General features: G+C 62.9%; 17 protein-coding genes. 7 read left to right on the top strand and 10 right to left on the bottom strand.

All coding sequences use genetic code 11. The features are described from left to right. Positions 1-47: 47 nt before the first annotated feature. Positions 48-968 carry a DHH family phosphoesterase gene (locus tag AC07NR_RS21550; RefSeq protein ID WP_495079542.1) on the top strand — a complete coding sequence of 307 codons (921 nt, stop codon included), beginning with the start codon at positions 48-50 and terminating at the stop codon, positions 966-968. Positions 969-973: 5 nt separating this feature from the next. Here the strand turns inward: AC07NR_RS21550 and AC07NR_RS21545 are convergent, their stop codons facing one another. The 9 genes from AC07NR_RS21545 to AC07NR_RS21505 form a co-directional block, all read right to left on the bottom strand. Beyond that, positions 974-1183 (bottom strand): hypothetical protein, encoded by a 210-nt coding sequence (locus AC07NR_RS21545; protein WP_305833814.1) that lies wholly within the window; start codon positions 1181-1183, stop codon positions 974-976. Between the two features lie 150 nt (positions 1184-1333). Further along, complete coding sequence (locus tag AC07NR_RS21540) at positions 1334-2722, bottom strand: amidohydrolase family protein (protein ID WP_305833813.1); 1389 nt, start codon at positions 2720-2722, stop codon at positions 1334-1336. Positions 2723-2734: 12 nt separating this feature from the next. After that, the gene (locus AC07NR_RS21535; RefSeq protein ID WP_248742058.1) at positions 2735-4090 is read right to left on the bottom strand and encodes a nucleobase:cation symporter-2 family protein; all 1356 of its coding nucleotides are present in this window, start codon (positions 4088-4090) and stop codon (positions 2735-2737) included. Positions 4091-4181: 91 nt separating this feature from the next. Continuing rightward, entirely contained in the window at positions 4182-5228 is a 1047-nt protein-coding gene (locus AC07NR_RS21530) for a CobW family GTP-binding protein (protein ID WP_495079417.1), read from the bottom strand. Next, positions 5225-5848: a UbiX family flavin prenyltransferase gene (locus AC07NR_RS21525; RefSeq protein WP_495079541.1), complete on the bottom strand. Its 624-nt coding sequence runs from the start codon at positions 5846-5848 to the stop codon at positions 5225-5227. Before AC07NR_RS21525 ends, AC07NR_RS21530 begins: the two co-directional genes overlap by 4 nt. An 11-nt stretch (positions 5849-5859) precedes the next feature. Next, positions 5860-7245, bottom strand: coding sequence for a UbiD family decarboxylase (locus AC07NR_RS21520; RefSeq protein ID WP_495079416.1), 1386 nt, complete (start codon positions 7243-7245; stop codon positions 5860-5862). Positions 7246-7368: 123 nt separating this feature from the next. Further along, complete coding sequence (locus AC07NR_RS21515; protein ID WP_495079415.1) at positions 7369-8274, bottom strand: amidohydrolase family protein; 906 nt, start codon at positions 8272-8274, stop codon at positions 7369-7371. Between the two features lie 4 nt (positions 8275-8278). After that, positions 8279-9208: an amidohydrolase family protein gene (locus tag AC07NR_RS21510; RefSeq protein ID WP_011334798.1), complete on the bottom strand. Its 930-nt coding sequence runs from the start codon at positions 9206-9208 to the stop codon at positions 8279-8281. Positions 9209-9437: 229 nt separating this feature from the next. Further along, positions 9438-10328, bottom strand: coding sequence for a LysR substrate-binding domain-containing protein (locus tag AC07NR_RS21505; RefSeq protein ID WP_495079414.1), 891 nt, complete (start codon positions 10326-10328; stop codon positions 9438-9440). Positions 10329-10446: 118 nt separating this feature from the next. Here AC07NR_RS21505 and AC07NR_RS21500 point away from each other — a divergent pair, with 118 nt between their 5' ends. The 6 genes from AC07NR_RS21500 to AC07NR_RS21475 all read left to right on the top strand — a co-directional run bounded on the left by AC07NR_RS21500 (position 10447) and on the right by AC07NR_RS21475 (position 17528). Beyond that, positions 10447-10911 (top strand): (2Fe-2S)-binding protein, encoded by a 465-nt coding sequence (locus AC07NR_RS21500; protein WP_085711504.1) that lies wholly within the window; start codon positions 10447-10449, stop codon positions 10909-10911. Then, positions 10911-13115: a xanthine dehydrogenase family protein molybdopterin-binding subunit gene (locus tag AC07NR_RS21495; protein WP_495079413.1), complete on the top strand. Its 2205-nt coding sequence runs from the start codon at positions 10911-10913 to the stop codon at positions 13113-13115. The genes AC07NR_RS21500 and AC07NR_RS21495 overlap by 1 nt, the downstream gene beginning before the upstream one ends. A gap of 6 nt (positions 13116-13121) precedes the next feature. Continuing rightward, the gene (locus tag AC07NR_RS21490; protein WP_495079412.1) at positions 13122-14012 is read left to right on the top strand and encodes a LysR family transcriptional regulator; all 891 of its coding nucleotides are present in this window, start codon (positions 13122-13124) and stop codon (positions 14010-14012) included. A gap of 77 nt (positions 14013-14089) precedes the next feature. Then, entirely contained in the window at positions 14090-15580 is a 1491-nt protein-coding gene (locus AC07NR_RS21485; RefSeq protein ID WP_495079411.1) for a helix-turn-helix transcriptional regulator, read from the top strand. A gap of 181 nt (positions 15581-15761) precedes the next feature. Continuing rightward, entirely contained in the window at positions 15762-16004 is a 243-nt protein-coding gene (locus AC07NR_RS21480; protein ID WP_085711500.1) for a DUF1652 domain-containing protein, read from the top strand. A gap of 927 nt (positions 16005-16931) precedes the next feature. Continuing rightward, positions 16932-17528, top strand: coding sequence for a trimeric intracellular cation channel family protein (locus AC07NR_RS21475; RefSeq protein ID WP_423203751.1), 597 nt, complete (start codon positions 16932-16934; stop codon positions 17526-17528). A 45-nt stretch (positions 17529-17573) separates the two neighbouring features. On the opposite strand, the gene AC07NR_RS21470 is transcribed toward AC07NR_RS21475, so the two are convergent. Then, complete coding sequence (locus AC07NR_RS21470) at positions 17574-18341, bottom strand: SDR family oxidoreductase (RefSeq protein WP_085687598.1); 768 nt, start codon at positions 18339-18341, stop codon at positions 17574-17576. Positions 18342-18377 lie beyond the last annotated feature (36 nt).

Below are 18377 nucleotides of genomic sequence, written 5' to 3'. Positions count from 1 at the left end.
GACGTTGCCGCCCCGGAAAAGGAAGTCAGGGACGCGCAATGTCGCCCATCAAAGTCATCACCTCAGGCTCGGCGTATCTGGACATCGACGCCTACGGCTGCAGCATCGCCTACGCCGAACTGCTCAACCTGCAAGGCATTCCCGCCCGCGCCGTCAGTAGCGCAAAACCCAATGCCAGTGTTTCGAAGACAGTGCTCGGCTGGGGCGCTGTTATGGACGATTACCGTCCGACCTCCGACGATGAGTTCGTGCTGGTCGACGTTTCCGATTACCACCACTTCGACCCGATGGTCGCACTCGACCGGGTAGTGGAAGTCATCGACCATCATCCGGGGTTCGAAAACCACTGGGCGCAAAAGCTCGGATCTGCCGCCGATATCCGCCCGATCGGCGCAGCGGCGACCCAGGTTTTACAGCGCTGGAAAGCCGCAGGCCTGCTGCCAAGGATCAGCGAACAAAGCGCCGCGCTGTTGGCCACGGCGATTCTGGACAACACACTGAATTTCACCGGGCAGATGACCACGGCGGCGGATATCGAGGCCTATGCCGAACTCGCGCCACACGGGAAACTCACGGCGGACTGGCCCGAGCAGTACTTCCTCGAATGTCAGGCCACCATCGAATCAGACATGTCTGCTGCGTTGGCCGCCGACCTCAAACGCATGAAACCCGAGAGCCGGTTGCCCGAGGCTTTTGCGCAGATGACCGTGTGGGACGCCGATGTATTGATCGAGAAGCATCGCAGCGAGATTTGCCGCTGGATGGGCGGGCAGGGCGATGACTGGTTGCTGAACGTCATCAGCATCAGCCAGCGCGAAAGTTGTTTGCTGGCCGAACCCGAGGTCAGCCAGCAGAAGTTGAGTCGTTTGCTGCCGATGGAATGGCAGGCTGGATTGGCGGTTCTGAAGCCCTCGATCCTGCGCAAAGAGCTATTGAAACTGGGGCTGAGCGTGAATCCGGACGGGTGAAGTGATTACCCGGGATTGTCGGTTTTACTCGCCGCGCCTTTACGCCGTTCAACGCCATTCGGGTTGCCAACGTCCAGCAATCGTCTTTCCACCATTACATTTTCAAGCGCCTGACGCTCGGCCGGCGCCATCTGGTGTTCGCGCTTTTTCAGCTCCAGCAGGATGGGGCTGGACCAGGTGCGATAGGTCTGTTCGATGAGGCGGTTGGATGTCATCAGTCTCTCCTTGATCAAGAGCCCGGTGTAGCTGGCAGGGGCTCAATCCGATGAGGTACTAACGTTAGTCGACAAAACGGGAAGGCGCTAATGCCGCCGGTGGGAGCCGACGAGACGAATCGTCGCACCGCCGCTCCCACCGGAGATGCATCAATCGTCGACCTTCATCATCGCCTGCACTCCCTCCCAGGCCTCGGCCCGCATCCGCTCGATATCCAGCCCCGGAATCACCCCGTCATCGACCACGATCCGCCCGCCCACCAGGCTGTATTTCACGGCAATCGGCTCACCCGCGACGACCGGTGCGACGGCGCTGTCGTGGAAGCCGTAGAACCTTGGATGGTCGAGGCTGTAGATCACCAGATCCGCTGCCTGGCCGACTTCCAGCGTGCCGACCGCGCCGAGGCCGAGCACTTGTGCGCCGCCGGCGGTGCCCCAGTGGATGACGTCTTCGGCGGTGGTGGCCGAGGCGCCTTGTTCGGCGCGGTGGATCAGCCACGCAGTGTTGGCTTCGCCGACCATGCTTCCGGATTCGTTGGAAGCGACGCCGTCGACACCGAGGGAGATCGGCACGCCGGCCTCGTACATTTGCGGGATCGGCGCAACGCCGCTGCCCAGCCGGGCGTTGCTGACCGGGCAGTGGGAGACGCCGGTGCCGGTCTGGGCGAGCATGCGGATTTCCCCCGGTTGCAGGTGCACGGCGTGGGCGAACCAGACGTCCGGGCCGAGCCATTCGTGTTCGGCGACGAACTCCACCGGCAGGCAGTTGTACTTGTCGCGGCAGAAATTCACGTAATTCTCGGTTTCCGACAGGTGCGTATGCAGGCGCAATCCCATGCCTCGGGCGGTGTGCGCCAGTTCACGCAGCAGCGTCGGTGGCAGCGAGAAGGTCGGTGTGGTCGGTGCCACCACCACCCGCCGCAGTGCATCCGGAGTGTCCTGGTGGTAGCGCGATTTCAGCCGTTCGAGATCGCCGACCATTTGTTCCAGGGATTCCGGTTGCAGCGCGGTTTTCGAGAAGCCCGGATGCGCGCTCGCCGACTCCAGCGCACCGCCACGGCACAGCACGAAGCGCAGACCGAATTCCTCGGCGAGGTCGAACAGCAAGTCGCCGGTCTCGGTGCTGCCGTGAGCGTGATAGAGGTAGTGATGATCGGCGCAGGTGGTGACGCCGGACAGCAGCAACTCGACCATCCCCAGCCGCGCGGCGATCCGTGCCAGTTGCGGGGTGAAGCGGTTCAGGCGCGGGTAAGGCACGCTGGCCAGCCAGCCTTGCAGATCCTGATTCAAGCCTTCGGGCACGGCTTTGAGCAGGTTCTGGAACAGGTGATGGTGGGTGTTGATCCAGCCCGGATAGACTACCGAGTTGCGCGCGTCGATCACTCGCTCACCGGGTTGCGGCTCAAGGTTGGCGGCCATTTCGGCGATGCGGCCGTTGACCACGCGGATGTCCACGGCGCCGGCCCGGGCCCGGGGGCCGCGCAGGCCGGTCATCACCGCGACGGGATTTTTGATCAGGATGTTTTGAAGTCGAGTCATGGGCAGCTCCAGTCAGAGGATGTGCGAGGCGGATTTGCCGGGTGTGGTTTCTGGCACGCTGACGCCGTTGAGCGCCGCGTTGAGCAGCACCGACACCAGGCAGGCGATGACCACGCTGCTGTGCAGGAACGGCTGTGACCACTCGGGCAGTTGTTTGAACAGGGTCGGGGCGAGCACAGGCACCAGGGCGGCGGCGATGGTGAAACCGACGATCAGCACGTTGTAGCGGTTGCGCTCGTAGTCGACCTTGGCCAGGGTCTGGATCCCGGCCGCCGCGACCACGCCGAACATGGCGATGCCGGCACCGCCCAGCGCGGCGGTCGGCATCGAGGCGATGATCGCCCCGGCCTTCGGCACCAAGGCAATCGAGCACATCAGCAGACCGCTGATCGCCACCACCCAGCGGCTGCGCACGCCGGTCAGGATCACCAGCCCGACGTTTTCCATGAAGGCAATGAACGGGAAGGCGGCGAACATCCCGGCGATGGTGCTGGCCAGGCCATTGGCGCGCAGGCCGTTGATCACCTGTTTGTCGTCCACCGGTTTGTCGACGATGTCGCCGATGGCCACGAACAGCCCCATGGACTCGACCATCTGCACGATCATCACGACGACCATGGTGGCGATGGGAATCAGGCTGAAGGTCGGCAAACCGAAATAGAACGGGTAGGGCACGGTCAGCCACGGCGCGTCCTCGACGCTGTGAAAGTTGCCCATGCCCAGACCGTAAGCCAGACCGGCGCCCACCAGCATTCCCACCAGCACCGCCATGTTGCGCAGCAACGGGCTGCCATAACGGTTGACCAGCAGAATCGTCAGCAGCACCAGCACCGCCACGGCGAGAAACGCCGGGGCGCCGAAGTTGCTCGCGTTGCGCCCGCCACCGACCCACTCATAGGCAATCGGAAACAGCTGCAGACCGATCACCGTGACGATGCAACCGGTCACCACCGGTGGGAAAAATCGTCGCAAGCGGCCCACGAACGGCGCCATCAGCAGGGTGAAAATCCCCGCACCGATCACCGCCCCGCAGACCCCGGCGAATCCCACCTCCGGGTTGCTGCCGATGGCGATCACCGGTCCGACACTGCTGAACGCCACACCTTGCAGAATCGGCAGGCGCACGCCGAACTTCCAGAAACCGACGGTCTGCAACAGAGTGGCGATCCCGGAGCAGAACAGCGTGGTGCTGATCAGCACCACCGTGTCGGCGTGGGACATTTTCAGGGCACTGGCGACAATCAACGGCACGGCGATGGCGCCGATGTACGAGACGGCCATGTGCTGCAGGCCGAGGGTGAGCATCTGTCGCACCGGCAAGACGCGGTCGACGGGGTGGACGGTGGAGGAGGAACTGGCTGACGACATGGGGAATCACCTCTAGCTGTTGTTATTCGGTACAGAGGGGTATTCGTTCTGTGTGCCCGGAACCGCCATCCACCGGCTCCGATGCCGGGTTTCAGCCGGCCAGGCAGGCGGCGAAGCCCTGGTTCAGCGCCGTCCGATCCAGGTCGCGGCCGATGAACACGATCTTGCTCGAGCGCGGCTCGCTGCCCCACGCGGTCGAGGCGCGGAACTCCACCAGGCTGTGCACGCCTTGCAGCACGTAGCGCTGGTCTTCGTTGGCCACCGCCAGCACGCCTTTCATGCGGTACAGGTTGTCGGCCTGAGCACTGCGCAACTCGCTGATCCAGCGGTGGAACGCCATCAGGTTGACGGCACCGTCCACGGCGATGCCCACCGAGGACACGCTCGGGTCGTGCTCGTGATCTGGTTCCTCATGGTCGTGGTGATGCTCTTCGGCGTGATGGTCGTGTTCGGCGCCGATTTCCATCAGCTTCTGCGTGCATTCGAAGGCGCCGATGCCGAGGATTTTCGACAGGTCGATCTGCGCATGGGTCGAGGTCACCAGATCCGCCGTGGCGTTCAATCCACGGATCTTGCCGCGCAGGGTTTCCACCTCTTCAGCGCTGACCAGATCGACCTTGTTGATGACGATGCGGTCGGCGCAGACGATCTGATCCACTGCCTGATTGTCGACGCCGTCCAGTTGCAGGTCTTCCAGGTGCTGGGCGATGTGCTTGGCATCGACCATGGTCACGATGGCGTCGAGTTCGACTTCCTCGGCAATCGGGTCGTTGATGAAAAAGCTTTGGGCCACCGGGTACGGGTCGGCCAGGCCGCTGGTCTCGATCAGAATGTGGTCGAGCCGTACCGGGCGCGCCACCAGTTCGCGGACGATGCGCACCAGATCCTCGCGGACTTCGGCGGTGCAGCAGACGCAGCCGTTGACCATTTCGTAGATTTCTTCGGTCTCGGAACTGAGCACCAGATCGCCGTCGATGCCGACCTCGCCGAATTCGTTTTCGATCACCGCGATCTTACGGCCATGGTTCTCCTTGAGGATGTAGTTGAGCAGGGTAGTTTTGCCGGCACCGAGGAACCCGGTGAGGATGGTGACCGGGATTTTGGTGTTCGGGGTCGGGGCGTTGAAGGGGGTGTTCATGTGAGGCTCCTTGGTATTGATAGACCGGTGCACGATGAAGGGGAGTGAGGCTGGATTTGGCCGGTGGCCGGGGTTTCACCCCAGCGCAGCGCGGTGCCGGCATCGAGGCCGAACAGGTCGAGGACGCGGCCGAGGCTGTGGTCGACCATTTGCGCCAGGCTGTCCGGGCGGGCGTAGAAGGCCGGCACCGGCGGGGCGATGATCCCGCCCATCTCGGTGACGGCGGTCATGTTGCGCAGGTGGGCGAGGGTCAGCGGCGTTTCGCGGGCCATCAACACCAAAGTGCGGCGCTCCTTGAGGGTGACGTCGGCGGCGCGGCCGATCAGTCCCGATGAGGTGCCGGTGGCGATCTCCGCCAGCGTCCTTATCGAACACGGCGCAACCACCATGCCCAGGCAACGGAACGAACCGCTGGCGATCCCGGCGGCGACGTCATCGGCGCGGTGGTAGTGGCTGGCGAGGGCGGTGACGTCCGCCAGTTTGTAGTCGGTTTCGTGGGCCATGGTCAGCAGCGCGGCGCGGCTGATGATCAGGTGGCTTTCGATGTTCAGCTCGGCCAGCAACTCCAGCAGGCGCACGCCGTAGATGAACCCGGACGCGCCGCTGATGCCGACCACCATCCGCTGGCGGTTCACGATGGCAGACCTTCAAGCAGTTGCCGGGCCCGTTCGAGCACGTCCTGATCGAGCTGCGCCTTGATCCCGTCGAACCCCGAGCCGCGCGTGGCATCGAGGCCCATGCGCGAGGTGGTGCCGTTGACCGAAGACGACGGGTCCAGCGGGCTGCCGGGCAAACCGTCGATGGTGAAGATGTCGAGATGCGGCTGGAAGTGCGTGGCCAGGGCCCACAGCACCTGGCTGTCGTCGGTGAGGTCGATGTCGCTGTCCACCGCGATCACGGTTTTCAGGTACGGATCCCAGCCGAGCAGGGCCAGCATGATCTGCCGGGCCTCGCCGTCGCGGCTCTGGTCCAGTGCCACGTAGCAATGGAAATGCGTGCCGGAATTCGGGTAATGCACGGCGGTGACGGCGGGGAAGCGCGCCTTGAGCTTCTCGCTCATTTCCGCTTCACGGGGCAGCCGTGCCAGGGTCAGATGCTCGGCGTAGCGCCCGCCCATCACGTCCACCAGCCAGGCGTCCTTGCGCCGTAACAGGGTGTCGACGCGCAGCACGTTGTTGGTCGAGCGATCCGAGGAATAACCGCTGAACTCGCCGAACGGGCCTTCGTCGGCATAGGCCGCCGGGTCTATCGCGCCTTCGAGCACGAACTCGGCGTAAGCCGGCACGCCGATGCCATAGCGCGGGGTCTTGACCAGTTCCAGCGGCGCACCGAACAGCCCGCCGGCCACCGCGCGTTCGTCGCTGCCGTAAGGCAAGCGAGCCGCAGCGGCGAGCATGAACAGCGGGTGCGCGCCGACCACCATGGCCACGCGCAATTCTTCACCGCGTTCGCGGGCGGTCTGCAACATCCGCCACAGGTGCCCGCGCGAGTGCAGGCTGGTGGCCAGGGCCTGGCGGGCGTGGCGCATCGAGCGGTGGTAGCTCATGTTGGCGATGCCGGTCTGCGGGTCTTCGGCGATGATGATTGCGTTGGTGATGTAGGGACCGCGATCACTGTCGAAATGCTTGAGCATTGGCAGCAGCGCCAGATCCAGCGCTTCGCCTTCAAAGACTTCGTCGAGTATCGGGCCGGTTTCGACGTAGCGCGGCGGAATCGGCTGGTTGGCGCGGGTCTGGAAGGTTTCGTGCAACTGCGCGGCGCTGACGCCGAACAGCCGGGCGATGCGACGGCGAGAGGCAAACAGATTGGTCGCCACCGGCACGCCGAGGTTGCCGACGTGTTCGCAGATCAGCAGTGGATCGCGGCCCTGGGCTGCGAGGGCATCGACCAGGGCGGTGACGTCCTGATCGGCAGAAAGGGGTTGGGTGATGGTCAGCACATCGTCCGGGTACTGGCGGCGATAGGCGTCGATGAATACGTGAAAATCCTGAGAGTCGCCGAGCGTCGAACGGGTCATGGTTTCACCTCGTAAAAAGCAGGCGCGCAGGGGTGAGGGTGGCGTTCGATCGACAAGCCGTTGGCCAGCCGGTCGAGCGAACGCCGGGTCATCTTCGCGCCTGTAAAGTCGCTGTGTACGGGTTTAGAGGTAGGTCGTGGTCAGACGAATGTCCGCCTCGGCCAGGTCTTTCGGTGGCGGGGTCGGTTCGATCCCGCACAACCGGGCGATGTTGTTGCCCAGGTAATCCTCAAGGTGATCTTCGTCGATCCCCAGGCCCTGCGGCGCCGGCGAGCACAACACTTCCAGTTCGCGCAGCCACATGCCCGGTTCGTTCGGCGGCGAGTCGGTGCCGAACACGATCTTGTTGCGCGGCAGTTCCTTGGCGAACTCGACGATCCGCGACTGGAAGCACCAGCCGGACTCGCAGTACACGTTCGGCGTGTCCATCGCCATCCAGAACGCCTCGAACGAATAGTTGCCACCGGTCTGGATGCCGAAGTGACCGATGATGAAATTGACCATCGGGAACTCGCGGATGATCGGGTAGAACATCGTCGGAATGGTGTACGGGCCGTCGCCGGTGTGGATCAGCACCACGATGTTGTATTTGGCGCAGACCTTCATTGCCGGGCGCAGCCAGTCGAGTGCGCGATCCGGGCGATAGCCGTGCATGTTGGCGTGCAGCTTGAGCATCTTGAAGCCGTATTCCTTGATGTGGAATTCCAGCTCTGCCGCACCGTTTTCCGGTCCCCAGCGCGGGTTGAAGTTGAAGTTGCCGATGAAGCGGTCCGGGTACTTCACGCACAGTTCGGCGACGTAGGACATGTAGTCGCGCACGCCCTCGCGGCCACGGCGGTTGCCGTCGCGATAACCGGTGTTGCCCGGTGGCGGCTGGATGAAACCCATGTCGATCCGGCGTGGCTTGCCGTTGATCATGTACGGGCCGTCCATCAGCTTGAGCATGCGCTCGCCGGTGAACGGTTCGCCGGTGTGGCGCCAGGCCTCGTCGATCAGGTTGGTGGGGTGCAGATGGGTGTCGATGATCATCGGTTCAGCTCCTGGCCAGTTGAGTGGTGACGGGGCGCTTGAGTTGCGCCTCTGCTTCGGAAACGGAACGCGGCGGCGGGGACGGCTGAAGGCCGATCATCCGTGCGGTGTTGTTGCCCAGGTAATCCTCGAGGGTGTCCTCGTCGAGGTTCAGGCCCTGCGGCGGCTCGTGGCAGAGCACTTCGAGCAGGCGCAGCCACATGCCCGGTTCGTTCGGCGGTGTGTCGGTGCCGAACAGGATCTTGTGGGTCGGCAGGACCTTGGCGAACTCGACGATCCGCGATTGCAGGCACCAGCCGGACTCGCAATAGACGTTGGGCAGCTCCATCGCCCACTGCATCGGTTCGAACACGTAGACGCCGCCGGTCTGCACGCCGAAGTGGGCCATGATGAAATCGACGTTGGGGAATTCCTTGATCATCGGCACCCATTCCGACGGGATGCTGTAGGGCCCGTCGCCGGTGTGCAACTTGACCGGGATGCCCAGTTCGGCGCATTTCTCGAAGGCAGGGCGCACCCAGTCCAGCGCACGGTCGGGACGGTAGGCGTGCATGTTGGCCTGCATCTGCACCATCTTGAAACCGTGTTCCTTGACGTAGCGCTCGATCGCCTCGACGCCGTTTTCCACGCCGCAGCGCGGGTTGTAGACGAAGCAGCCGATGAAACGGTCCGGGTAGGTCTGGACCATTTTCAGGGTGTAGGCCATGTAGGCGTCGATGGATTCGCGGCCCGACAGTTCGCCGTCGGTCCAGGTGTAAATGGTGTTGCCCTGGGGTGGCTGGATGAAGGCTTTGTCGATGCGGCGAGGCTTGCCGTTGACCATGTACGGGCCATCCATCATCTCCAGCAGACGCTCGCCGGTGAACGGGTCACCGTCATGCCTCCAGGCGAGGTCCACCAGATCGGTGGGATAGCAGCTGATATCGATGATCATTGAAGTCGATCTCCTGATAGCGGGGAAGGGAGCCTTGCGGCTCACAGCATCCACGTCCCGGGCAATCGGCCGTTTCTATGCGCAGCACTCGCGCATTCCCTCGCCTGTTCGCATCCGGCCCGGGTGGGTGGTTGCTTGAGGCGAGTATTGGAAGGCGGGGGAGGGTTCGTACAATATTAATTGGGTGGGGTGGTGATACTTGTTCGATATGGGCTTGCCGGCGATAGCATCAGGTTTGTGTTTGCCGGGCCAACTGCTTGATCACTTCAACAACAGGCGCCACCCGCTCGGCCTGCCCATGGGGCCACACCGCATACAGGTTGTAATGCGCCGCAATCTGCGCCTCGTTCAACGCCACCAGCCGCCCGTTGCGCAACGCATCGGCAGCCAATAACCCACGCACCAGCCCGGCGCCAACGCCAGCCTCCGCAGCCGCAATCAGATTCGCCGCATTATCGAAAACCACCCGCGCCGGCGGTTCGCTCGGTGTCATCCCGGCCGCATCCAGCCACGGAATCCACGACCTGCGCGTATACCCCAACAGCGGCAACTCAAGAATCTGCGCCGGGCTCAACGGAACCTGTAAACCATACCGCTCCAGCAATGCCGGTGACGCCACCGCCAACACCCGATCCCCGCAGATCTGCGTCATCTCGCAATCATCCCAATCGCCGTAGCCATAGCGCAGCGACAGGTCCACCCGTTCGAACGTGCTGCGATCACTGCGCGGCATCGACAGGATCGTCACTTCGTAATCCGGCAAACCGTCGAGCAGCTGCGGCAGGCGCGGATTGAGCCAGCTCTGGGCCAGTTCGCTGTCGACATCCAGGGTCAGACGCTGGGCCACGCTGCGGTTTTTCACCGAGGACAACGCCCGGTCTATCTGCGCCAGACCATCCGACAGCACGCTGGCAAACAACTGCCCGGCGTCGGTCAGGTTGCTGCCGCCGCCTTCGCGCACGAACAGCGGCTGGCCGATGAATTCTTCCAGCGCACGGATCTGCTGGCTGATTGCGCTGTGGGTCAGGTCGAGCTTGCGCGCGGCGCTGGAAAAGCTGCCGCTGCGCGCCGCGTGGATGAACGCGCTCATGGACTGCACCGACGGGTATCGCTTGTACATGTTGTTAGTCCTGCTTACACCGGTTGGCAGAAATCGTCGCTGGCCGCGTGTTGCCCGGGGTTCCAATAATCGGTGACCAGGCCCGCACAAAGACGGGCCGCTCTTTTGGAGCCTGACAATGATTGCATTCACGGTTAACGGCGAACGACGCGAGCTGGATGAAGCGTCCCCCTCCATGCCCTTGTTATGGGTGTTGCGTGATCAGTTGAAACTCACCGGCACCAAGTTCGGCTGCGGCATGGGCCTTTGCGGTGCCTGCACCGTGCACCTGAACGGCGTCGCGGTGCGTTCCTGCCAGTTGCCGCTGGCCGCCGTCGCGGGCCACAGCATCACCACCATCGAGGGCCTGTCGCCCAACGAAAGCCATCCGCTGCAACTGGCCTGGGTCGCCGAAGATGTGCCGCAATGCGGCTACTGTCAATCCGGGCAGATCATGTCCGCCGCCGCGCTGCTCAACACCGGCGCCCCGGTCAACGACGACTCGATCCGCAACGCCATGTCCGGGAATATCTGCCGCTGCGGCACTTACGGGCGCATCAACAAGGCGATCAAACGTGCGGCGAACGCGCCGAAGGAGGCGTGATGAGCCTCGTCGAAAATGCCGGTTTCGAACTGTCGCGCCGGGTGTTTCTAAAGCAGACGGTGACGGTGGCGTCCGGCCTGGCGATTGCGCTGTATCTGCCAAACGGTACAGCAACTGAATCGAAAACCACGGCCACTGAATTCGAACCCAACGCCTGGGTGCGCGTGCTGCCTGACGGCACGGTGAAACTGGTGGTGCACAAGCACGATTCCGGCACCGGAACCCAGACCGCGCTGGCCGCGTGCGTGGCCGAGGAACTGGACGTGAACCCGATGACCGTGCAGGTCATCACCCCGGAAGATCCGTTTTTCGAAACCTACATTCATCCGGTCTGGAAGGTTTTCTCCACCGGCGGCAGCACCAGTGTGTCGCTGGAATACGATCGCCTGCGCATGGCCGGCGCCACGGCCCGGGCGCTGCTGATCAGTGCGGCGGCGCAGCAGTGGAAAGTCAGCCCCGACAGCTGTTCCACCGAAGAAGGCCGGGTCGTGCATGCCTCGAGCAAACGCAGCCTCGGCTATGGCGAACTGGCCGGCGCGGCGGCGCATCTGCCGGCGCCGGCCAATGTCACGCTGAAGGATCCGGCGCAGTTCAAATACATCGGCAAATTGCGTCACAAACGCGATGCGGCGGCCAAAGTGTGCGGGCGTTTCAAATACAGCATCGACGTGCAGTTGCCGGGGATGCTGGTGGCGGTGATCCAGCGTGCGCCGGTAGTGGGCGCCAAGGTTGTCGCGGTGGATTCGGCGGCCGCGTTGCAGGTGCCGGGTGTACGCAAGGTGATTGCGATTCCGGGCCGCCCGGACGTGCTGGGTGGCAACCTCGAAGGTGTCGCGGTCCTGGCGGAAACGTTCTGGGCGGCGCAGCAAGGACGCAAACTGCTGGAGATCAAATGGAGCGACTCTCCGCTGGCCAGTTTCGACAGTGCCGAGCTGCCCAAGGCACAGGTCGCAGCGATCAGCGATCCGGCAACGCAAACCGTCAAAGCCATGGTCCAGGGCGATGTCGCCGGACAATGGCCGGGCGCGGCGAAGCTGCTCGAAGCCGATTACACCATGCCCTACAAGGTGCAAAACCCGCTGGAGCCTATCTGCATCACCGCACAGGTCAAGGACAAGGCGATCACTTATTGGGGCGGCGTTCAGGTGCCGTCGTCGGCACTGGAAGCGGCGCAGACCGTGTGCGGCATCGGCAAGGACAAGGTCACCATCCATGAGCTGGTGTCCGGCGGCAGTTTCGGTGCGCGGGAAGCCAAATACTGGCTGTTCGAAGTGGCGTATCTGGCGCAGCAGACCGGCGTGCCGGTGAAGTTGCTCAACAGCCGCGAAGACGAAATGCACGCGCTGTTCAATCACCCGGCGACCTTGCACCGGGCAAAAGGTGCGCTGGATGCCCAGGGCAAACTCACCGCGCTGCAACTGCATGCAGTGTCGCCGGCCTCGCCGGAGCAGTGGGAGCCGGGCTATTTCGAGCGCCCGGATCACATGGATTACAGCACCACTGAAGCGATTACCGCGTGGGATTTCGCCTACCGTCCGCCGCACCTGGAACTGAACTGGGTCAGGCACGAAAGCCATGTGCCCAGCGGCTGGTATCGCTCCGTAAGTTTCATTCCCAACGTGTTTGCCGTGGAAAGCTTCATGGATGAACTGGCCCATGCCGCCGGTGAAGATCCGCTGGCGTTCCGACTGGCCAACATGCAGGAGCGGCCAAGGCACGTCGCGGTGTTGAAACAGGCAGCCGAACGCGCCGGTTGGGGCCAGAAGCTGCCGCCGGACACGGCGCTGGGGATCGCCACCAATCAGGGCTACACCAGTTTCATCGCCGTGGTGGCGCGGGTTGCGAAGGTAGACGGCAAGGCGCGGGTAGAGAAGCTGACCTGTGTGGTCGATTGCGGTCTGGCGGTGTCGCCCGGCGGGGTCGAAGAGCAGATATACGGCGGGCTGATGTGGGGCCTCGGCCATGCGCTGTTCGACCGCCTCGACATTCAGCAGGGCAGGGTGGTGCAGAGCAATTTCCACGACTATCGCGTCACGCGCATGTCCGACATGCCGCCGGTGGACATCCTCGTGCTCGATGGCCAGCCGGACAAACCGGGCGGCGTCGGAGAGCTGGGCAGCCCGTCGGTGGTCCCGGCGATTGCCAATGCGCTGTTCAGCCTGACCGGGGTGCGTCAGCGTTCCACGCCACTGAAACTGGGGTAAGCCGCCATGGACCTGCGTTTGCTGCGGTACTTCATGGCCCTGGCCGATGAGCTGCACTTCGGCCGCGCCGCCGAACGCTTGCACATCTGCCAGCCGCCGCTAAGCCAGCAGATCCGCTTGCTGGAGGAAGAACTCGGCACGCCGCTGTTCGAGCGCAGCCATCACCGGGTCGAGCTGACAGCGGCGGGGCAGATGCTCAAGGAGCAGGCGCCGCTGGTGTTCGAACAACTCGAACGGGCGCTGGACCTGACTCGCCAGACCGGGCGCGGGCAACTGGGCGAGCTGGAAATCGGCATGATCAGTTCGGTGATGGTCGGCGTGCTGCCCAAGGCGCTGCACCTGTTTCGCGAGCGCTACCCGCAGGTGACCTGGCGCTTGCATGAGATGACCCCGGCGGCCCAGGTCAAGGCGCTGAAGGAGAAACGCATCGACGCCTGCGTGTTCCGCGTCGGTTATGACGACCCGCAATTGCGTAATGAATTGCTGATCCATGAGCCGATCCATGTGGTGATGCCGGCGGATCATCCGTTGGCTCGTCGCGAGGTACTGGCGCCCGCCGACCTTGCGCAGGAACCGTTTGTGGCGCTGGAATTGAAGCAGTCGCGCTTCGCCAATTTTCTCTATCAGTGCTGCATTCAGGCCGGGTTCACCCCGCAGATCCGCCAGCAGGTGATCGAGGTGCAGACCTTGCTCAGTCTGGTACGCGCCGGGTTCGGCGTGGCGCTGTTGCCGGCCTCCATCGAGCAACTGGCTCCCGCCGGGCTGGTGTTCCGGCGCCTGACCCCGGCGCTGCCGCAAGTGCCGCTGTACGCGACGTATCGGGCGGACGATGCCTCACCGGTGCTCAAGCTGTTTCTCGATACGCTGCGGGAACTGGTGGATCACACAGCGCGCTGACCAAGGGCAAAATTGCCCGGCACGATCACAACGGCCTGCGGTCGTACTCTTCACATGCGCGTACTTGTGGAGAGCCAATGAGCCGGGACGTCCTGACCACCGAAACCAATCGCCGTCAGTTGCAACAGATCATCGCCGGTCTGTCCGACGGGGTGATTCTGCTGGAACTCGACCAGACCATTCTCTGGGCCAACGAAGCCGCGCTGGCGATGCATGGCGTCAGTCGCATCGGCGAGTTGGGCAACAATGCCGGGGAGTATGCCGAGCGCTTCAATTTGCGCTATCGCAACAACCACACGCTGACACCGGAGCAGTACCCGATCAGTCGCGTGGCGGCGGGGGAAACCTTCAGCGATGTGTTGGTGGAAGTCACCCCGCGCAGTGATGAAGAGCGCACCTGGGTGCACAGCGTGCGCAGCATGGTGCTGACCGATCGTGACGGCGAGACCGAATCGCTGGTGCTGATCATGAGCGACGTCACCGATTGGGCCAACGCCGAGCAGCGCTTCGAAAAAACCTTCAACGCCAACCCGGCACCGGCGGTGATCTGCCGCCTCAGTGATCTGCGTTACATCAAGGTCAATCCGGGGTTCCTGGAGATGACTGGCTATACCCGGGATCAAGTGATCGGCGCCTCGACCTATGAGCTCGACATTCTCGAACAGGCCGAACGCAAGGAACTCGCCATCCAGCGCCTGCGGGATGTCGCGACCATTCCGCAGATGCAGGCTGAGTTGCGTCTGCCGGACGGTGGCAGCAAGCAGGTGATCGTCGCCGGCCAGCCGCTGGTGCTCAACGACGAGGACTGCATGCTGTTTTCGTTCGTCGACATGGAGCTGCGGCACAAGGCTGAAGTCGCCCTGCGCCAAAGTGAAGAGCGCTTCGCCAAGGCCTTTCGCCTGACGCCGGTGCCGATCCTGATCTGCAGCGCCGACGAGCAGCGGCTGATCGACGTCAATCAGGCCTTTCTCGATACGCTGGCTTACGAGAGCGACGACGTGCTCGGCAAGACCGTCGCGCAACTGGACTTCATCGATGAACCGGCGGAACGCGCCCGGTTGCTGGCGGCGCTGGAGAAGACCGGCCGGGTTGACCGCGTCGACATGCGGATCCGCAAGAAAGACGCCGAGCTGCTGGAGTGCGCGGTGTCCGCCGACACCGTCAACATCCAGGACACCGTTTGCTATCTGCTGGTGCTGATGGACATCACCGAGCGCAAGCGCACCGAGCTTGAGCTGGTGGCGGCGATTGAAGAGGTGATGAAGGATGCGTCGTGGTTCAGCCGTACGCTGATTGAAAAACTGGCCAATGTGAAGAAGGTCAATTCGCCGCAACTGCCCAGCGTTTCGTTTACCGATCTCACCGCCCGTGAGCGTGATGTGCTGGGGCTGATCTGTGAGGGATTGGCGGACAAGGAGATTGCTGCGCGGTTGAAGCTGGCGCCGAACACGGTGCGCAATCATGTGGCGACGGTGTATTCCAAGCTGGATGTGCACAGTCGCAGCGAAGCGATTGTCTGGGCTCGTGAGCGTGGGTTGTTTTCGGGCAGCAGCCGGGGGCAGCGGTAAGGTGCAAATGCACTAGTTCATGGGGTGCAAATTCGGGTGTTTGATCGGGCGGGGTGTTCTTAGTCTGGTGAGGTGCGGTGCGGTTTTTTCTCCGTGATCGCGTCCCTATTGAACCTGCTAATGGATCAGCCCCTATGAATGTGTTGTTTGTTGTCGAGTCTCGTTGTGTGGAGCTGGCGCGATGATTTATCTGGCGCAGTTGCGGGCGCAGCTTGAGCGCAGTTTTTCGCCGTTGGCTTGTGAGTGTGTGGTGGATGGGGATCACTCGCTTACTGTGAAGTTGTATGAGCCGGTTTCGGGGCGGGTGGATCTGGTGATCAGTGGGTTGAGTCTTGGTGCCTTGCGTACGCCGGAAGCGGTGGATGCCTTGATTGATGAATTGCGGTATGAGCTTGAGAGCAATTCTTTGCGGTCGCCGGGGTGAACTTGGCGGCCTCCGGGCCGACCAGGTTCATGGTTTTTTGGGGTGAATATCCGTTGCTTCGGGTGCTGCCGCTGGCGGTTTCGCTCTTACAGCGAGTCACTTTGGCAAACGCCCCAAAGTAACCAAAGGTCTGTGCCCTGACGTACGGCCCTCGCTGTGGCTCGGGTTCCTTCGCTCCGGGATTGATCCGGGGGGCATCGCCTACGGTTTGCTTCGCTGCACCTCCTCTCGATGTGTTTGGCTTCGCCAAACGGTCGCTGCGCTCCCACCCCCGGATCAATCCCTCCACTCAGCCTGCCGACGGGCCCTGCGATCAAAAGCGGTACTCGAGCTAACGCTCATCGTGTTGAGTGGGGCGGCTTCGCCGCTTGCTCTTCTGTGGGAGCGAGCCTGCTCGCGATGGCGGCCTGATAGCCGGCCAATTACCTTCGGCTGTACGTGAACCATGTGGGAGCTGGCTTGCCAGCGATGGCGGCCTATCAGTCGACGCATTTAGTCGATATTTGCTCATCCCGAAAATCGACAGCAAATATCACCTGTTCTCCCCATTCCACTGGCACTCACCCCCCACTGGTCTATAAGGAATGAGTGGTTCGGTTTCCATAACCGGGTATTTGCACGCTCGGCGACGGGAGTTTTTCTTCCATTTATCGCGGGTCATCCTATGAACAATCCTGGGAAACGCGTGTGTTTTTCGTTGTTGTCGGCTTTCGGTCTGGTGGTGCTCAGTGGCTGTGCCAGTCCTCCACCCCCTCCGCCGGCAGCGCCGCCTCCGCCACCTGAACGCACCTGTCAGGTGATGGAAAATACCGAGGTCGCCGGTGACATGTATGCCGACGGGCAGGTAACCCGACACATCACCAAGACGCGTTGCGTCACTCAATAACGCACGCGCCGACGAAGGCGCGGGTCGAGTGGATTGTGCTGGTGGCCGATCTGGTCGGTACCGCCGTGTTTGCCGTTGAAGGCGCCATTGCCGCGATGCACGCTCAACTCGATCTGTTGGGCGTGATGGTGATTGCCTTCATCGTCGCGCTCGGCGGCGGGGTGACGCGTGATCTGTTGATCGGCGCTACGCCGCCCAAGGCTGTGGCTGACTGGCGCTATCCGGCGCTGGCCTTTGCCATGGGCGGGGCGGCGTTTGTTTTTCATGAGCAGGTGCTGGGCTGGTCCGGTTCGACCCTGATCGTGCTGGACGCGGCGGGGTTGGCGCTGTTTGCCGTGGCCGGGGCGCAGAAGGCCTTGAATTTCGGGATCTCGCCGTTTGTGTCCATGCTGATGGGGACGATTACCGGCGTCGGTGGCGGGGTGCTGCGGGACATTGTGCTGGCGCGGGTGCCGGTGGTGTTGCAGGCGGATTTGTATGCGAGTTCGGCGTTTGTCGGCGCGGCGGTGTTGATCGTCGGGCGCAGGCTGGGCGTTTCGCCGGTGGCGGCTGCTTTGCTGGCGGGGGCGGCGTGTCTGTTGTTGCGGTTGTTGTCGGTGCATTTCGGCTGGCAGTTGCCGAAGGTTCTGGAGGCATGAAAAAGGCAGCCCTTGGGCTGCCTTTTCGTTTGCATCAGAAGCGGATCAGGACAGGAAACCGCCGTCCACGTTCAGCGATACGCCGGTGGTGTAGCTCGAGGCATCGCTCGCCAGGTACAGCACGGCACCGGCCATTTCGCTCGGGTCGGCTACGCGTTTGAGCGGGATCTGCGTCAGGGCTTGCTTCAGGATCGCGTCGTTTTTCACCAGGGCCGAGGCGAATTTGGTGTCGGTCAGGCCCGGCAGCAGGGCGTTGCAGCGGATGCCGAATTGCGCGCATTCCTTGGCGAAGACTTTGGTCATGTTGATCACGGCGGCCTTGGTCACCGAGTAGATGCCCTGGAAGATCCCCGGCGAGATGCCGTTGATCGACGCCACGTTGATGATGCTGCCGCCACCGTTTTCGCGCATCAGTTTGCCGGCTTCCACCGACATGAAGAAGTAGCCGCGGATGTTCACGTCGACGGTTTTCTGGAAAGCGCCGAGGTCGGTGTCCAGCACGTTGCAGAACTGCGGGTTGGTCGCGGCGTTGTTGACCAGGATGTCCAGACGGCCGAACTGTTCCTTGATCCCGGCGAAGACCTGACTGATCTGTTCCATTTCGCCGATGTGGCAGGCGACCGCTGTGGCCTTGCCGCCGGCGGCGATGATGGCGTCGGCCACGTGCTGGCAGCCTTCGAGTTTGCGGCTCGAAACGATCACATGGGCACCTTGCTGGGCCAGCAGTTTGGCGATGGCTTCACCGATGCCACGGCTGGCGCCGGAGACGAAAGCGATCTTGCCGTCGAGGTCGAACAACTGAGTCTTGGACATGGGATTCCCTTGTAGTGAGCCTTGTTATAACGCCGT

It is taken from the genome of Pseudomonas sp. GW821-FHT09C09 (assembly GCF_059418105.1).
This window is presented reverse-complemented; position numbering and strand designations above follow the sequence as displayed.

What these genes read in the sequence shown, in the direction of transcription:
- AC07NR_RS21480 (WP_085711500.1), top strand. Translation starts at nt 15,762, where the DNA reads ATGATTTATCTGGCGCAGTTGCGGGCGCAGCTTGAGCGCAGTTTTTCG.
- AC07NR_RS21535 (WP_248742058.1), bottom strand. Translation starts at nt 4,090, where the DNA reads ATGTCGTCAGCCAGTTCCTCCTCCACCGTCCACCCCGTCGACCGCGTC.
- AC07NR_RS21545 (WP_305833814.1), bottom strand. Translation starts at nt 1,183, where the DNA reads ATGACATCCAACCGCCTCATCGAACAGACCTATCGCACCTGGTCCAGC.
- AC07NR_RS21515 (WP_495079415.1), bottom strand. Translation starts at nt 8,274, where the DNA reads ATGATCATCGACACCCATCTGCACCCCACCAACCTGATCGACGAGGCC.
- AC07NR_RS21500 (WP_085711504.1), top strand. Translation starts at nt 10,447, where the DNA reads ATGATTGCATTCACGGTTAACGGCGAACGACGCGAGCTGGATGAAGCG.
- AC07NR_RS21490 (WP_495079412.1), top strand. Translation starts at nt 13,122, where the DNA reads ATGGACCTGCGTTTGCTGCGGTACTTCATGGCCCTGGCCGATGAGCTG.
- AC07NR_RS21495 (WP_495079413.1), top strand. Translation starts at nt 10,911, where the DNA reads ATGAGCCTCGTCGAAAATGCCGGTTTCGAACTGTCGCGCCGGGTGTTT.
- AC07NR_RS21525 (WP_495079541.1), bottom strand. Translation starts at nt 5,848, where the DNA reads ATGGTGGTCGGCATCAGCGGCGCGTCCGGGTTCATCTACGGCGTGCGC.
- AC07NR_RS21485 (WP_495079411.1), top strand. Translation starts at nt 14,090, where the DNA reads ATGAGCCGGGACGTCCTGACCACCGAAACCAATCGCCGTCAGTTGCAA.
- AC07NR_RS21505 (WP_495079414.1), bottom strand. Translation starts at nt 10,328, where the DNA reads ATGTACAAGCGATACCCGTCGGTGCAGTCCATGAGCGCGTTCATCCAC.
- AC07NR_RS21470 (WP_085687598.1), bottom strand. Translation starts at nt 18,341, where the DNA reads ATGTCCAAGACTCAGTTGTTCGACCTCGACGGCAAGATCGCTTTCGTC.
- AC07NR_RS21520 (WP_495079416.1), bottom strand. Translation starts at nt 7,245, where the DNA reads ATGACCCGTTCGACGCTCGGCGACTCTCAGGATTTTCACGTATTCATC.
- AC07NR_RS21530 (WP_495079417.1), bottom strand. Translation starts at nt 5,228, where the DNA reads ATGAACACCCCCTTCAACGCCCCGACCCCGAACACCAAAATCCCGGTC.
- AC07NR_RS21510 (WP_011334798.1), bottom strand. Translation starts at nt 9,208, where the DNA reads ATGATCATCGATATCAGCTGCTATCCCACCGATCTGGTGGACCTCGCC.
- AC07NR_RS21540 (WP_305833813.1), bottom strand. Translation starts at nt 2,722, where the DNA reads ATGACTCGACTTCAAAACATCCTGATCAAAAATCCCGTCGCGGTGATG.